The sequence below is a fragment of the Klebsiella sp. 141251 genome (genome assembly GCF_050600725.1).
GTDB lineage: Bacteria > Pseudomonadota > Gammaproteobacteria > Enterobacterales > Enterobacteriaceae > Klebsiella > Klebsiella aerogenes.
Genome location: NZ_JAQIRG010000013.1, coordinates 30,715 through 46,266 on the forward strand (window position 1 = coordinate 30,715; position 15,552 = coordinate 46,266).

General features: G+C 56.4%; 17 protein-coding genes. 9 read left to right on the top strand and 8 right to left on the bottom strand.

From position 1 onward, the window contains the following. Positions 1–5: 5 nt before the first annotated feature. A complete protein-coding gene (gene fdhD, locus PGR09_RS22580) occupies positions 6–842 on the top strand; it encodes a formate dehydrogenase accessory sulfurtransferase FdhD (RefSeq protein WP_045395330.1) in 837 nt (278 codons plus the stop codon). A 128-nt stretch (positions 843–970) separates the two neighbouring features. Continuing rightward, on the top strand, positions 971–1,183 hold the full coding sequence (locus tag PGR09_RS22585) for a YdgH/BhsA/McbA-like domain containing protein (protein ID WP_045395271.1): 213 nt from the start codon (positions 971–973) through the stop codon (positions 1,181–1,183). A 44-nt stretch (positions 1,184–1,227) separates the two neighbouring features. On the opposite strand, the gene PGR09_RS22590 is transcribed toward PGR09_RS22585, so the two are convergent. Together PGR09_RS22590 and PGR09_RS22595 are read right to left on the bottom strand one after the other, a co-directional pair. Beyond that, positions 1,228–1,551, bottom strand: a complete 324-nt coding sequence (locus PGR09_RS22590) for an AzlD domain-containing protein (RefSeq protein WP_045395272.1) — start codon at positions 1,549–1,551, stop codon at positions 1,228–1,230. Then, positions 1,551–2,210, bottom strand: a complete 660-nt coding sequence (locus PGR09_RS22595) for an AzlC family ABC transporter permease (protein WP_045395274.1) — start codon at positions 2,208–2,210, stop codon at positions 1,551–1,553. The genes PGR09_RS22590 and PGR09_RS22595 overlap by 1 nt, the downstream gene beginning before the upstream one ends. 100 nt (positions 2,211–2,310) lie before the next feature. On the opposite strand from PGR09_RS22595, the gene PGR09_RS22600 reads away from it, so the two are divergent. The 5 genes from PGR09_RS22600 (at position 2,311) to PGR09_RS22620 (ending at position 6,983) form a co-directional block, all read left to right on the top strand. Beyond that, positions 2,311–2,859: a helix-turn-helix domain-containing protein gene (locus PGR09_RS22600; protein WP_015368954.1), complete on the top strand. Its 549-nt coding sequence runs from the start codon at positions 2,311–2,313 to the stop codon at positions 2,857–2,859. A gap of 200 nt (positions 2,860–3,059) precedes the next feature. Beyond that, complete coding sequence (locus tag PGR09_RS22605; protein ID WP_032712973.1) at positions 3,060–4,271, top strand: PfkB family carbohydrate kinase; 1,212 nt, start codon at positions 3,060–3,062, stop codon at positions 4,269–4,271. 15 nt (positions 4,272–4,286) lie between these two features. Next, entirely contained in the window at positions 4,287–5,210 is a 924-nt protein-coding gene (locus PGR09_RS22610; RefSeq protein WP_045395277.1) for a dihydrodipicolinate synthase family protein, read from the top strand. 13 nt (positions 5,211–5,223) lie between these two features. Further along, positions 5,224–5,715 (top strand): YhcH/YjgK/YiaL family protein, encoded by a 492-nt coding sequence (locus PGR09_RS22615; protein ID WP_047041910.1) that lies wholly within the window; start codon positions 5,224–5,226, stop codon positions 5,713–5,715. After that, positions 5,712–6,983 carry an MFS transporter gene (locus tag PGR09_RS22620; protein WP_430916532.1) on the top strand — a complete coding sequence of 424 codons (1,272 nt, stop codon included), beginning with the start codon at positions 5,712–5,714 and terminating at the stop codon, positions 6,981–6,983. Before PGR09_RS22615 ends, PGR09_RS22620 begins: the two co-directional genes overlap by 4 nt. Positions 6,984–7,028: 45 nt before the next feature. On the opposite strand, the gene rhaM is transcribed toward PGR09_RS22620, so the two are convergent. From rhaM to rhaB, 5 genes are all read right to left on the bottom strand, one after another. Further along, entirely contained in the window at positions 7,029–7,343 is a 315-nt protein-coding gene (rhaM, locus tag PGR09_RS22625) for an L-rhamnose mutarotase (RefSeq protein WP_047045465.1), read from the bottom strand. Then, positions 7,340–8,488, bottom strand: a complete 1,149-nt coding sequence (gene fucO / locus PGR09_RS22630; RefSeq protein WP_047045462.1) for a lactaldehyde reductase — start codon at positions 8,486–8,488, stop codon at positions 7,340–7,342. The genes rhaM and fucO overlap by 4 nt, the downstream gene beginning before the upstream one ends. A gap of 31 nt (positions 8,489–8,519) precedes the next feature. Further along, positions 8,520–9,344, bottom strand: a complete 825-nt coding sequence (gene rhaD / locus PGR09_RS22635; protein ID WP_430916534.1) for a rhamnulose-1-phosphate aldolase — start codon at positions 9,342–9,344, stop codon at positions 8,520–8,522. Between the two features lie 82 nt (positions 9,345–9,426). Further along, the gene (rhaA, locus tag PGR09_RS22640) at positions 9,427–10,686 is read right to left on the bottom strand and encodes an L-rhamnose isomerase (RefSeq protein WP_045395283.1); all 1,260 of its coding nucleotides are present in this window, start codon (positions 10,684–10,686) and stop codon (positions 9,427–9,429) included. After that, the gene (rhaB, locus tag PGR09_RS22645; RefSeq protein WP_396280052.1) at positions 10,683–12,149 is read right to left on the bottom strand and encodes a rhamnulokinase; all 1,467 of its coding nucleotides are present in this window, start codon (positions 12,147–12,149) and stop codon (positions 10,683–10,685) included. Before rhaB ends, rhaA begins: the two co-directional genes overlap by 4 nt. A gap of 311 nt (positions 12,150–12,460) precedes the next feature. On the opposite strand from rhaB, the gene rhaS reads away from it, so the two are divergent. Together rhaS and rhaR are read left to right on the top strand one after the other, a co-directional pair. After that, on the top strand, positions 12,461–13,297 hold the full coding sequence (gene rhaS, locus PGR09_RS22650; RefSeq protein ID WP_047045450.1) for an HTH-type transcriptional activator RhaS: 837 nt from the start codon (positions 12,461–12,463) through the stop codon (positions 13,295–13,297). A gap of 72 nt (positions 13,298–13,369) precedes the next feature. Then, entirely contained in the window at positions 13,370–14,218 is an 849-nt protein-coding gene (gene rhaR, locus PGR09_RS22655; protein WP_430916535.1) for an HTH-type transcriptional activator RhaR, read from the top strand. Positions 14,219–14,226: 8 nt separating this feature from the next. Here the strand turns inward: rhaR and rhaT are convergent, their stop codons facing one another. Continuing rightward, positions 14,227–15,261, bottom strand: a complete 1,035-nt coding sequence (rhaT, locus tag PGR09_RS22660; protein WP_032706783.1) for an L-rhamnose/proton symporter RhaT — start codon at positions 15,259–15,261, stop codon at positions 14,227–14,229. Positions 15,262–15,552: the final 291 nt, after the last annotated feature.

Genomic DNA, 15,552 nt, shown 5'->3' on the forward strand with positions numbered 1-15,552 from the left:
TGAAAGTGAATAAGAACCTTCCTGAACAAATCAAAAATGTGACAGATGTCACAGGTTATCGCCAGATTACCCTCTGGAAACGCGAGGATTTACAACATCCTCAGCCAGACGAGGTAGCTGAAGAGGTACCCGTCGCTCTGGTCTATAACGGCATCTCGCACGTTGTCATGATGGCGACGCCACGTGACCTGGAACATTTCGCCGTCGGTTTTTCCCTGTCGGAAGGGATTATTCAAAGTCGACAAGAGATCTACGGGATGGACGTGGTGCAGGCCTGTAACGGGGTAGAAGTGCAAATCGAACTCTCCAGCCGCCGGTTTATGGGGCTGAAAGAGCGCCGCCGGGCGCTCGCCGGGCGTACCGGCTGTGGAGTATGTGGCGTCGAGCAGCTAAATGATATCGGTAAGCCCGTCGAGCCGCTGCCCTTTAGCCAGACCTTTGCGCTCTCTCATCTCGATCGCGCGCTCAAACAGTTAAATGAGGTTCAGCCTATCGGCCGTCTGACCGGCTGTACGCACGCCGCCGCGTGGGTGCGCCCTGATGGCGAACTGGCGGGCGGGCATGAAGATGTAGGCCGTCACGTTGCGCTGGATAAACTGCTGGGGCGCCGTAGTGAAGAAGGAGAGGGCTGGCAGCAGGGCGCGGCCTTAGTCTCCAGCCGCGCCAGTTATGAGATGGTACAGAAGGCCGCAATGTGTGGGGTGGAAATTCTGTTTGCCGTTTCCGCGGCGACGACCCTGGCGGTTGAAGTCGCCGAGCGTTGTAATCTGACGCTGGTGGGCTTCTGCAGGCCAGGCAGAGCGACGATTTATACTCATCCGCAGCGCCTGATTGCAGGTTAATTGTTGGTCAGTTTTTTTGAAAGATGACAGCAAATCCTTCCGCTTTTAGTTACGGGATGTGAAGACTATTATTTATCACATCAAGGCACGGCGCCTTATCCAAACAACTAAATGAAAGGGTTTATATCATGAAAAGCATCAAAACTTTTGTCGCTGTTATCGCTCTGGCCGCTTCTTTCGGTTCTTTCGCCGCGCAATCTGTGACCGCCACCGCTTCCACCATGGACGCCGCGGAAGCGAAAATCGCCGCTCAGGCGCAGGCTGCTGGCGCATCTTCTTACACCATTACCGAAGCATTTAGCGGTAACCGCGTGCATATGACCGCTGAGCTGAACAAATAAGCTAGCAACCCACTACCGTCGAAAGAGCGCCTCAGGGCGCTTTTTTAGTTTATACCCGCCAGGCGCAGCAGCGCCGTCACCACCGCCGCGGCGATAATCACCACGATAAGCGGCATCTTGCGCCAGGCAAGGAACACGGCAAAACCGACGCCCAGTACCCGCGCCATGCCGGAAAAATGCTCGCTTTCATAAAAGGTGGTCGCCAGCGCCACGGAAAAAAGCAATACCGTCGCGGCATCAGAAAGCAGCGCCTGCGAGCGCTCGGAAAACGCTAAACGACTGCCAAGCTTTGCCCCGCCCAAACGCATCAGATATGTGCCGATCGACAGAATCGCGATCCCGGCGATAAACAGCGTCATATTAGCCATTATTTTTTCCTCGCCAGTAAACCAAACAATGAGAGCAGAACCGGTAATCCAACCGGCGCGAAGGGCACGGCGGCAAGCGAAATAACCGCGCCGCTACAGGCACGAATCAGTGTGGTACGTTTTTTAAAAGCCGGTACCACCAGCGCCAGCAGGATAGCCGGGAATACCGCATCCAGGCCGATGGTTTCCGGTGCGGGTAATAATTTACCGACGCCGGCGCCCAGCAGGGTACCGAGCGGCCAGATGAGCGCCACGCCCAGCCCGCAGAGCCAGTAGGCGGCTTTACGCTGCTCCGGGGTTTTCTGCGACAGGCCGAACACCACGCTCTCATCATTCATAATATGGCAGCCGAGCAGGCTGGCGGCGCGGGCGCCGACCAGATCGCGCACGGTGACGCCAAAAGGAACGTGGCGGGCGTTCACCAGTAAACCTGCCGCCGCCGCGGCGAGCGGGTTACCGCCGCTGGCGACAATACCGATAAACATAAACTCAGAGGCGCCGGCCAGCACCGTAATGGAAAGGACAAACGGCACCCACAGTGGAAAACCGTAAGCCATCGCTAATGAACCGTAAGACATGCCAACCACGCCGACCGCCAGGCATACCAGAATGATTGCTTTAATGGTGTCTCCACTGAGACAGGAAAATTTGTAACGCATACGCTTTAGCCATATCGAACGAATTTCCATTATAATGAACGCAACAGAATGGTTTTTCAAGACGAACGATTCGTTCGATATAAAATACGAGGAGCGGTGTATGACACAGCCCATCAGCGTAATTGCTAAAAGCCTGACGCGCGAGCGCTCGCGCACCGGGCTCTCACTGGCGGAGGTGGCGCGCCGCGCCGGGATAGCCAAATCGACCCTGTCACAGCTGGAATCCGGCAATGGCAACCCTAGCCTGGAAACATTGTGGGCGCTGTGCGTGGCGCTGGACATTCCCTTCGCCCGCTTACTGGAGCCGCAGGCCAACCAGACCCAGGTGATTCGCCGCGGCGAAGGAACCAAAGTGGTTGCTGAGCAGGCCAACTATCAGGCCATTTTGCTGGCGGCTTGTCCCCCCGGCGCGCGTCGCGACATCTATCTGCTGTTGACGCAGCCCGGCGCCGATCGGATCTCGCACCCGCACCCGCCCGGGTCGGTCGAACATATTATTATCACTCAGGGGCGCGCGCGCGTTGGTCTTACCGAAGCGCCGGAAGAGCTGGGAGAAGGGGATTACATCTGCTACCCGGCCGATCGGGAACACCTCTTTCAGGCGCTGGAGCCGGATACCCAGGCGCTGCTGGTGGCAGAGCAAAATTAGTCAGAATCTGCGCATTTTATTCTGATGCGCAGAAGATTATTTCATTTCCCATTAATGATTGAGTGAATTATTTATTCACTCAATTTCTTCATTGTTTTTCCATTTTTGTTTCCTTCCGTTTTGCCTGAAAACATGGGATTGATGTCACTCTTCCTTCCGGAAGTGGTTCGTATACTTAATTCGTGACATTGGGGCCTATTATGTTTTTAGAAGAACGTAGAAAGCATATCCTGAAATATTTAAACGATCATGAGCGTGGTTTTGTTAATTATTTTGCTGCTTATTTTAGTGTTTCAAAAGAAACCATTCGCAGTGATTTAAATATTCTTGCAGAAATGGGTTTGGTGCAACGTTGTTATGGCGGAGCGATTATTTCCCGGCACAATTTAAAGGCTGAACTTATTTCTGAAACCGGTGATAGTTTCGGCGTGCTGCTGCAGCCGATTAACCATCGGAAACCTACGGCGAGCGGTCAGCAGAAAGGAAAATCGATGAACGGCAAAGTGTGTGTATTCGGCTCATTTAATGTGGATATCGTGGCCCGAGTGGAGCGTTTTCCGCGCGGCGGAGAATCGCTACTGGCGCTCGCCAGCAGCCTTGGGCCCGGTGGCAAGGGGGCGAATCAGGCGACGGCGGCCAGTAAAGCCGGCGCGCAGGTCCATTTTGTCGCTAAGGTGGGCAAGGATCAGTTTAGCCACCTGGCGGCCGATCATCTCACTCGTTCAGAAATACACTCCTATACGCTTTATCAATCTGAGAGCGAACCTACCGGCAATGCCATTATTTATGTTTCGCAGGAAAATGGCGAAAATATGATTGCTATTTACTCTGGCGCCAATACTACAATAACGCATAATGAGATTGAGGCGATTATTCCAGAGTTGTCCGCCTCCGACGTTTTACTTGTTCAGCTTGAGAATAATTTTGACGCCACCCATTCGCTAATAAAAATCGCCAGGGAACTCGGTAAGACAGTCATTCTCAATCCGGCGCCATACTCGGCGGAAATAATCAAAAGCATCCCTTATATCGATGTGATTACACCGAATGAAACCGAGGCTTCATTATTATCCGGTATCGACATTCACGATGTTGATACTGCCAAAGAAGCCGCGCTGCGCATCGCTGAATTAGGTGTAAAGAAAGTTCTGATTACCATGGGGTCGCGCGGAGCGCTGCTGCTGGATAATCGCCAGTTTAGCCAAATTCGCGCCTTTCCGGCGGTCACCGTCGATACCACCGGCGCTGGCGATGCGTTTAATGGCGCGCTCGCCGCCTCGCTGGCTGCCGGCAACACCCTGGTTCAGGCCGCGACCTGGGCCTCTGCTTTCGCCTCTCTGGCCGTCGAGCTGGAGGGGGCTTCCAACATGCCTGACTTTGCGCAGGCAAGTGCCCGACTCCGTACCCTCTAATCCAGGAAAAATAAGATGAAAACGATTAACGGTGTTGTACCCGTCATGCTGACCCCTTTTACCGCTGACGACCAGATTGATTATCCGGCGCTGGCGAAGCTGATTGATTGGTATCTGGCAAAGGGCGTAGATGCGCTTTTTGCCGTCTGCCAGTCCAGCGAAATGCAATATCTCAGCCTACAGGAGCGTGTCGAGCTGGCGCGTTTCGTGGTGCAACGCGTGGCGGGACGCATTCCAGTCATTGCCTCGGGCCATATCAGCGATGATCTGGCGGCGCAAAAAGAGGAGTTGCTGGCAATGGCGCAGACCGGCATTGATGCGCTGGTGCTGGTCACTAATCATCTCGATCCGCGTAATGAGGGCAGTGAAGTCTTTTTCGCTACCCTGCAATCGCTGTTAGCGGCTTTGCCTTCTTCCATGCCGCTGGGGCTGTACGAGTGCCCGGCGCCGTATCGCCGCCTGCTTAGCGACGACGAGTTCGCCTGGTGCGCCAACAGCGGTCGTTTCGTGGTGCTGAAAGATGTGAGCTGCGATCTGCCAACCGTTGAGCGCCGCGTGCGTCTGGCGCAGGGAACCCCGCTGAAGGTCATTAACGCCAATGCCGCGATCGCCTGGCCGGCGATGCTGGCGGGCGCCGAAGGTTTCAGCGGCGTGTTCACCAACTTCCATCCCGAACTGTACGGCTGGCTGTGGCGGGAAGGCAAAAATCAGCGGGCGCTGGCCGATGAACTGGCGATATTTCTGTCGCTGGGTGCGGTAACCGAAACGCTGGGCTACCCGAAAAACGCCAAAATTTACCATCAACGGCTGGGGACCTTCGACAGCGATGCCTGCCGGGTTAATAAAGACGATGTGCTGAGCAAATTCTGGGGGCTGACGGTGATCCTCGACCAGATCCGCGCCGGGACTGAACTGTGGCAGCAGCGGATCGCCAGCTAAGGGAGGGATCGTTATGATCGTATCGAGTCTGCAGGCGTGGTCTGCGCAACAGGCCGCGTTTCATCCGGCGATCCGCCAGGCGCTGGCGTTTATCGCCAGCCAGGATTTCCAGCGCTTCGCGCCGGGGAAAATCGACCTGATCCCGGGGAAACTTTTCTGCCTGCTACAGGAGATGGAGAGCGTGCCTTTCGCCCAGGCGCGGCCGGAGTCGCACAAGCAGTTCATTGATATTCAGTATCTGATTTCCGGCGAGGAGCGGATGGGTGTCAGCCGCGCTGAAAGCGGCAGTCATTGCGTTACCGAGGATCGGACGCCGCAGCAGGACATCCTGTTCTGGCAGGTTGAAGAAGAGGAGACGCAGATAACCCTGAAGCCTGGCATGTTCGCCATTTTCTTTCCCCAGGACATCCATCGTCCGTGCTGCCATCCGCGCGATGGCGAGCGGCAACATATCCGTAAAGCAGTGATGAAAATCGATCGCGCCTTGCTGGAGGAGGGTTTATGAGTTCGCTTAATCAAACGGCGGCTGAAGCGATTGCGGCGCCGAAACTCTCGCGTCGACGTTGGGGCATTATTTTAATCCTGCTGCTGGCCGCGGTGGTCAATTACCTCGATCGCGCCAACCTGAGTATCGCGAACACCACCATCGCCAGGGAGTTTGGCTTCTCTGGTACTGAAATGGGGCTGTTATTGTCAGCGTTTCTCTGGCCCTATGCGCTGGCGAATTTACCCGCCGGCTGGCTGGTAGACCGCTTTGGCGCGAAGAAAATGTTCAGCGGCGCGCTGGGGTTATGGTCAGCGGTGACGTTCTTAATGGGCTTCGTGAACACCTATAGCTTCTTCTACGGTTTGCGCATGCTGCTGGGCGTGGCGGAGTCACCGTTCTTCACTTCCGGTATCAAGATCACCCAGAGCTGGTTTGCGGAGAAAGAACGCGGTTTGCCAACGTCAATTATCAATACCGGTTCGCAAATCGCCAATGCGATAGCGCCTCCGGTGCTGACTATTTTGCTGTTATGGATCGGCTGGCGCGGCATGTTCATGGTTGTCGGCCTGCTCGGACTGCCATTGTTGCTGGCGTGGCTTAAGTTTTATCACGATCCGGACGCGCGCGAGGCGATGCTGATACATACCGGGAAAGTCATACGTCCCGAAGGTGAGCAGCCGAAGGTCAGCTGGGGAGAACTGTTTCGCCGGAAAACCACCTGGTTCATGATTGCCGGTAACTTCTGCATCATGTTTACCATTTGGGTTTATCTGACATGGCTGCCGGGATATCTGGAAACCTCGCTGGGCTTTAGCCTCAAGCAGACCGGTTTTATCGCCTCGATACCTTTCTTTGCCGGTATTATCGGCGTGCTGTGCGGCGGGATGCTTTCTGACAGACTGGTGCGTAGAGGAATGAACGCTGTTACCGCGCGTAAAGTGCCGATTGTGGCGGGCGCCGCGCTGGCGGCCTGCTTCGTGATGCCGATTCCGTTTGTTGATAATAGCGGCGTTGCGATCGCGCTACTGACGCTGGGCTACTTCTGTTCACAAATGCCTTCCGGCGTGATCTGGACGTTAGCGACCGATATGGCGCCGAAAGAACAGGTCGCCTCATTGGGTGCTATCCAGAACTTTGGCGGCTTTCTCGGCGCGGCGCTGGCGCCGATTATCACCGGCATTATTCTTGATGCTACCGGGCACTTTACCAACGTATTTATTCTCGGCGGGATACTGCTGTTTATGGGGGCCTGCTGCTACGGTTTCTTTGTGCGCAAAAATGCCTAATCCCTCTGATACCAAAAACGCCTGATTGCTCAGGCGTTTTCTTTATTACGCAAGGTAAAACACTTCACTCAGTTCAGCGCTTAGCGGGCTGTTATCCGGATTCGTCGGCATCACCTCGCGCATATAGCGCCACCAGCGTTGGCAGACCTCGGTTTCCGCCACCGCATTCCAGCGGGCTTCCGATTCAATTTCCACTGTGGCGAATAGCAGATGGCGCTGTTTATCGAGATAGATCGCATAGTGGTGGGCGCCATGCGCTTTCAGCGTCGCTTCCAGTTCCGGCCAGATGGGATTATGACGGCGCTCATACTCCTCGTGGGCGTCGGGATTAACCTGCATCACGAAGGCTTTGCGGATCATAACGCCTCCAGGTATAACTCGCGCACCTCGTCGCGGCTGGCGCTACGCGGGTTACAGGGCGCGCAGGGGTCGGCCAGCGCTTTATCCAGCCAGCCTTCAATATCGGCCTTACTGACGCCAAGCTGGCTAAAGCCTTCAGGAATACCGACTCGTTTGCTCAACGCGCGAATCGCATTAATCGCCGCCATGCTGGCGGTTTCGTCGCTCATACCACCCGTATCGACGCCCATCGCCTGGGCGATGCGGGCAAAACGCGCTACCGCGTTCGGGCGGTTAAAGTTTTCGATGATCGGCAGCAGGATGGCATTACAAACGCCGTGCGGCAGATTGTGGGTCGCGCCCGGCTGGTGCGCCAGCGCGTGCACCAGACCAAGACCTGCGCTGTTGAACGCCATGCCTGCCAGATACTGACCGTATGCCATCTGCTCGCGTGCCTGCAGATTGTGCCCGTTATCAACGGCCAGCGGCAGCCACTGGTGAATTAAGCGAATCGCTTCCAGCGCGTTGGCGTCGGTCAGCGGATGGGCGCCGACGGAGACAAATGCCTCGATAGCGTGGGTTAACGCATCCATACCGGTCGCGGCGGTAACCGACGGCGGAATATCCAGCATGACGCTGGCATCGTCGACGGCAATATCCGGGATGATGTTCGGGTCGATAATGACCTCTTTCACCTGACGTTCGCTATCGATAATCACCGCGTTGCTGGTCATTTCGGCGGCGGTTCCGGCGGTGGTGTTAATTGCCACCAGCGGCACGCCGGCATTTTTCACTTTGCCCACGCCGGAATAGGCCGTCGATGGCGCCGGGTTGGCGCTGAGGATTTTCACCGCCTTAGCGGTATCGATCGGGCTGCCGCCGCCAAAGGCGATGATATAGTCACACTGCGCCGCACGGAATGCGGCGATACCTTGCTGAACCAGCGCCTCGGTTGGGTTCGGAAAGACCTTATCGAACAGATGATAAGACAGTTGATGCGCTTCCAGCGCCTGAAACAGGCTATCGAGCAGGCCCATTTCCACCAGATGCCCGTCGGTGACAATCAGCGCTTTTCCCCACTGCTTGTCTGCGACCAGGTTTACCATATCGCCGATCGCGCCCGCGCCATGCAGGCTGATTTTCGGTAGTGCCAACATAAAGCTCATGATGATTCTCCTTACAAGGCGGCTCGCTTTCTTAGAGCACCAGCGCGCTGGCCAGCGGCGTGACGCCAAAGCGTTGGCCTAACGCAATCAATTCTTCGCGGCTTATCGTCTGTTTCATGCCGCCCATCGAATAGACTTTCACCAATACCTCGGCGGATTTCTCGGCGGTATCGATCAGGCCGAAAGTTTCATCCAGCGTCGGGCCGCTGCCGAAGACGCCGTGGAATGGCCACAGCACCAGAGAGTGTTTCTGCATTTCGCCGGCGGTCGCCTGGCCAATCTCGTCGGTACCCGGCACCATCCACGGCAGAATGCCGACGCCGTCCGGGAACACCACCAGGCATTCGGTGCTGCCTTCCCATAGCTTGCGGGTGAACAGATCGCTGTTGTTCTCCAGCACGTAGGTCAGGGCGATAAGGTTGGTGGCATGGCAGTGCATGATCACGCGGTCTTTGCCGCCGGTGGCTTTGATGCGCTCGCAGTGCGACAGGAAATGCGCCGGCAGTTCCGAGGTCGGCACGGCTTCTTCCGTCAGCCCCCACAGGATGAAGTAGCCCGCGCCGTCGTTGTCCACTTTCACCACCCCAAGGTTGGCGGCGGGATCGAGCTGCACGTTACGGAAGAATTTACCGGAACCGGTGACGATAAACGGCTGATTAGCCAGTTCCGGCATCGGCTGGCTTAAGGCGATATAGCGCGGCTGGGGGTGAAAATCGGCTTTGAAGGGCGCGATATCCGCTTCATCCAGGCGCAGCGTCAGATTGCCGCCGTTACGTTCGTCCCAGCCTTTAAGCCAGGCGTCGGAGGTGGCTTTGATCATGCCCTGAACGAACCATGAATTGATGATGTTGTGCATAGTCTTGTCTTTCCTGTTGATTCGTAATAGGTGTGACTCCCCGAATAAACCCCATGCGGCGCAATCCGGGGAAAGTCAGGCATTAGCCGCGCTGGCTCAGCACGTCTTTTTCATAGGCCCGCACGTTTTCCAGCCACTGGCTGCCTGCCGGCGTATCGTGACGCTGGCAGTACATTTCCCAGATAGCCTGCCAAGGCAGCGATTTCTGCTCTTCGAGCAGCGCCAGGCGGGCGGTGTAATCCCCGTCGTTTTCCAGCTGGCGCAGCAGCGCCGTCGGCTCCAGCAGCGCGCGCAGCAGGGCTTTTTTCATGTTGCGGGTGCCGATAACCCACGCCGCGATGCGGTTGATGGAGGCATCAAAGAAGTCGAGGCCGATATGCACGCGGTCGAACAGGTTGTGGCGGATAATTTCGCTGGCGATGGCCTGGGTTTCGTCATCCAGCAGCACCACGTGATCGCTGTCCCAGCGTACCGGACGGCTGACGTGCAGCAGCAGGCGCGGGATATAGAGCATGGCGGCGGAGATTTTGTCGGAGATGACTTCCGTCGGATGGAAGTGGCCGGCATCCAGGCACAACGCGGTCTGACGGCTGGCGGCGTAGCCCATATAGAATTCATTGGAGCCAACGGTATAGCTTTCGGCGCCGATACCGAACAGCTTGCTCTCAACGGCGTCGATATGGTGCGCCGGATCGAGCTTTTCACTGATGACCTCATCCAGCGCGTTCAGCAGACGCTGGCGCGGGGCGAAGCGGTCGACGGTAATATCTTTCATGCCGTCCGGCACCCAGATATTCATTACCGATGGCGTCCCAAGCTGCTCGCCGAAATAAGCGGAGATGCGGCGGCTGGCTTTACAGTGATCGATCCAGAACTGACGAATCTCCGGGTTGGCGTGCGACAGCGTAAAGCCGTCGGCGCTGAGCGGATGCGAGAAGCAGGAAGGGTTAAAATCGAGCCCCAACTGGTGGCGTTTGGCCCATTCCACCCAGTGCTTAAAGTGTTCCGGCCTGATTTCATTACGCGCTACCGGCGTGGCGGATTCGAGATAAATCGCGTGCAGATTAAGGCGCTTCGGCCCCGGTATCAGGCTGAGCGCCTGTTCGAGATCGGCGCGTAGTTCCTGGGCATTGCGCGCTTTGCCGGGATAGTTGCCGGTGGCCTGAATGCCGCCAGTTAAGTTGCCTTCCGGGTTTTCAAAGCCCGCCACGTCATCGCCCTGCCAGCAGTGCATTGATACCGGCAGGCGGTCCAGCTGACGCAGAGCTTCCTCGGCATCTACGCCGACGGCGGCATAGCGCTGCTTAGCAATTTCCCAGGCTTGTTCAAGTTGAGTGGTCATGCGCAAAGCTCCTTTGTAGGTTGTGGCTGAAATTGCGCGACGAAGCGGGCAATTTCGCTATCTGAATGCGGGGCGAAAGTGATGAGCGACGCGTTGTCGCGTACCACCTGACGGAATTCATCGACGTTTTGAAGTTCATCCAGCGCCATCAACTGGATGCCGATATTGCCAAGCGTGGAGGCTTCAATGGGGCCCGCCACCACCGGCAGGCCGCAGGCATCGGCGCACAGCTGGTTAAGCAGCGCGTTCTGGCAGCCACCGCCGACGATATGCAGCTGGCTGAAAGGGTGGCCGCGGAGTGCGGCCAGTTCGTCCAATACCCGGGCATACAGCAGCGCCAGGCTGTCGAAAATGCAGCGCGCCAGTTCGGCGGGAGTGACCGGGATCGGCAGAGCGGACTCCGCGCAGGCGGCTTGAATTTCGGCGCTCATATTGGCCGGGTTGATAAAGCGATCGTTATTGCAATCAATCAGATAACGACAGGCCGGCAGCTGCTCCGTGTCGACAATCAGCGCCTGCAGATCGCTAATGTTGTGCTCCTGCAGTACCCGCTGCAGCAGCCATAGGCCCATGATATTTTTCAGCACCCGATAGCGCCCCTCGGCGCCGCCTTCATTAGTGATATTCGCCTTCAGCGCCTGCTGGCTGGTGTAAGGCGTTTTACTTTCAAAGCCCATCAGCGACCAGGTGCCCGATGAGAGATAGGCGGCATTTTTATCCGCCAGCGGCGAGGCGATGACGGCGCTGGCCGTATCGTGGCTGGCGACGGCAACGACCGGGATGCGGTTACCCTGCGGGCAGATCCAGTGACCGATAACATTGCCCGGATGCGTCGGCGTACCGAACCAGTCCGGTTTCGCGCCGCTCCAGCGGAGCAGCTCGTCATCCCAGCTATCGCTATTAATATTGACCAGTTGCGTGGTGGTGGCGTTGGTGTATTCCCAGTTCATTGCGCCGGTCAGGCGGTAGCTGAAGTAGTCCGGGATCAGCAGCGCGTGGGCGACCTGTTCCGCCAGCGCCGGCTGCTGGTTGACCAGCGCCCGCAGCTGATAAAGGGTGTTAAACGGCAGAAACTGGATGCCGCTGCGGCAATAGATACTGGCGCGGCCGAGGTGTTCGATTGCCTGCGCCATCAGGCCGTGAGTGCGGCTATCGCGATAGGAAACCGGCAGGCCGACGCGCTGGCCGTGCTTATCCAGCAAGACGAAATCGACGCCCCAGGTGTCGATACCGATGCTGTCGATCAGGATCCCCTGTTCGCACACCTTCACCAGCCCGCGGCGGATTTCCGCTTCCAGGCTATCGATATCCCAGCAATCGTAGCCATCCACTTTCTGCAGGCGGTTAGTGAAACGATGAACCTCGCGCAGCGTCAGCGATCGCGTCGCGGTTGCATAATTCGCGAGCATGACCCGACCGCTGGAAGCGCCTAAATCAACGGCGACACAATGACGAATACTCATGGCACGACCCTTCTTAAAATCATTACAGGCAGTCTAAAAAAGGCGTCTCTGCGTCACCTTCTCGCTACTGACAGCGAAAGCGGGTGGCTGGCAACAAAGCAAAGGTGACCGTGAGAAGCGTCACAGTTTCGTTTTATAGGCGGCGTGAGGCGGGGTGTGATGCTGGCCGCAGTTCCGGATATTTCCGGCTGGTTCTTGAAAAAACGGCAGGCTTTACGCGGTTTGCGGTCAAAAATTGAAGGCCGGATTGCCAGCCCTTAATTACTATTTGCGACGACGGTTGATAATTTTTCTCATTCGTGGAGGCTGCTATGACCGTGTTGCACTGTACGGATTTTTTTAAGGCCGGCGTCTCGGCGGTGGCGATTGAACCGCGCCTTCCACAAGCGGCCTTTCCAGAGCATCATCATGATTTTCATGAAATTGTTATCGTTGAGCAGGGGACGGGCATCCACGTTTTCAACGGCCAGCCCTATACCATCAGCGGCGGTTCGGTCTGCTTTATTCGCGATCACGATCGCCATCTTTACGAACACACCAATAACCTGTGTCTGACCAATGTACTTTACCGCGCGCCGGATGCTTTTCGTTTTCTGACCGGCGTGAACCAGCTGCTGCCGCAAGAGCAGGACGGCAACTATCTTTCACACTGGCGGGTCAACCAAACGGTGCTACAGCAGGTGCGGCAAATCGTCGGTCAGATGGAAAAGGTCGGCCCGGGCGTCGAGCCGCATACCATCGCCAGCCGTGAGATCCTTTTTATGCAGCTACTGGTGCTGCTGCACAGCAACAGCCTGGCGGAAGGCGCCGGCAACCACGAGGCGCGGCTGAATCAACTAATGGCCTGGCTGGAAGACCATTTTGCCGAAGAGATATGCTGGGAGGAGGTGGCGGCGCAGTTTTCGCTCTCTTTACGCACCCTGCATCGTCAGTTAAAGCTGCAAACCGGGCTGACGCCCCAGCGCTATCTCAACCGGGTGCGCCTGATGAAAGCGCGGCACCTGCTGCGCCACAGCGATGATAGCGTGACAGAAATCGCTTATCGCTGCGGTTTCGGCGACAGTAACCATTTTTCGACGCTATTTCGCCGTGAATTCGACTGGTCGCCGCGCGATATTCGCCAGGGGCGCGACGCTATTCTTCAGTAACGCGAGAAGAGTCAACGTATTGCCTCAGCAAAATGCGAATAATGGTTGGTTTCCGCGTCGGGAGTGAGAGTTGTGGCAGGTCAGCTGGTGCTTCGCAAAGATGAGTTTTTTGCCTCCCCCACGCAGGCGGTGGCGGTGGCTGACCGTTACCCGCAAAACGTCTTCGCCGAGCATACCCATGAATTTTGCGAGCTGGTGCTGGTGTGGCGCGGCAACGGTCTGCATATCCTCAACGATCGCCCGTGGCGGATTACCCGCGGCGATCTCTTTTATATCCGCGCGGAAGATAAACACTCTTATGCGTCGGTCAACGACCTGGTGCTGCAGAATATTATTTATTGTCCGGATCGGCTGCGGCTCAATTTTGACTGGGCGGCGCATATTCCGGGATTATTCGGCACGCCGTGGCAGCCGCACTGGCGGATCGGCAGCAGCGGCATGGCGCAGGTCAGGCAGGTGATTAACCAGCTGGAGCACGAAAGCGCGCGGCAGGATGCGCAGGCGGATAGCATGGCGGAACTGCTGTTTGCCCAACTGGCGCTAACGCTCCAGCGCTATCGCTACGCCACTGATAATCTGGCGGCGACGCAAAGCGAAACTCAGCTCGATAAACTGCTAACTGAGCTGGCCGAAAGTCTGAATCGCCCCTTTAATCTGGAGCATTTTTGTCTGCGTGAAGCCTGCAGCGAACGCGCGTTACGCCAGCAGTTTCGCCAGCAAACGGGGATGACGATAACCCACTATTTGCGTCAGCTGCGGATCTGCCATGCGCAGTATTTGCTGCAGCATACCGAGCGGCTAATTGGTGAGATCGCTATGCAGTGCGGGTTTGAGGACAGTAACTACTTTTCGGTGGTGTTTAACCGGGAAACAGGTATGACGCCGGGACAGTGGCGGCAGCGCAGTCGCGCCGCCGCGTGAAGGGGAAATCAGTTAGCCATTCCCAGGCCGACGATATTCGCGGCAATGATGATTACCACACAGCCGAGGCTGAGCACGCTGACCGGGCGGCGTCCGGCGTTGTTCCACTCTTTCAGCACCAGCCCGACCAGCCCGCCGCACAGTACGTAGAAGCTCATATGCAGCATCCAGCTCATGTAGTCATACTGTGCCGGGATACTGGCGTGACCCCAGGCATAGAAGAAGAACTGCAGGTACCACATGAGTCCGCCCAATGCGGAAAGCAGAATGTTGCTGATGATAAGCGGTTTTGCCAGCGAGAAGTCGGCTTTTAGCGACAGATCCTTCACTTTGGCGAGGCGAATAAAGCAGAAGCCGAGGTTGACCAGCGCGCCGCCGCCCATGATCACCACGTAGCTTGGCAGCGCGGTATACAGCGGGTCGACGCCCAGCGCCGCGGCGGCTTCATGCATTGGTTTAGCGGCATTCATCGCGAATGACATGCCGGCGGAGAAAATACCGCACATTACCGCCAGCATCAGCCCTTTTTTCAGGTTGAACTCTTCCGCTTTGATGCCCATTTTGCGCTCTTTAAGCTGGCCGGCGCGGGTAACGATACCCACGCCAATCACCGCCACCAGCACGCCGAGCAGGGTCATTTGTCCGCCTTTGGTGTGAATCAACACATCAAAGTGGCCGTTGAGGATCGGCGTCATTAAGGTACCGACGATAAGCGTAATGCCGATAGCGATACCGATACCCATCGACATCCCCAGATAGCGCATGGTCAGGCCATAGTTGATGTTACCGATGCCCCACATCGCGCCGAACAAAAACACCGGCAGCAGCGTGGAAGCGCTAAACGAGCGGTAGTAGGCCCAGAAATCGGGCAGCAGCATGGCGCTTATCGCCCACGGCAGAATCAGCCAGGAGACAATCCCGCCGATCGACCACATGGTTTCCCACGACCAGTGTTTCACCTTCTTGAAAGGGGCATAAAAACAGGCGGCACTGGCGGCGCCGATTAAATGCCAAAAAATTCCCATCGTGATCGCATGATTCATTGCCTTTACCCTCATCTGTTTTTGGGTTGGATAGACTCTCTCCGATGCGATGAGTGTAAAAATTGCGCAGTTTTTACGCCTTTGAGCTGTTGCCACGCCAGGCGAAACTCTGGCAATCAGGGGCTTAATGAGTTGTTTTGGCTCACAAACTGGGGTGTATCTATTTTGGGTATAACCTTAGTAAAACTACGGCATTGATAATCATTTTCAATATCATTTAATTAACTATAATGAACCGACTGCTTACGCGGCGTTAACACCCTCTGCCGCCCGATAATAATGGAGATGATT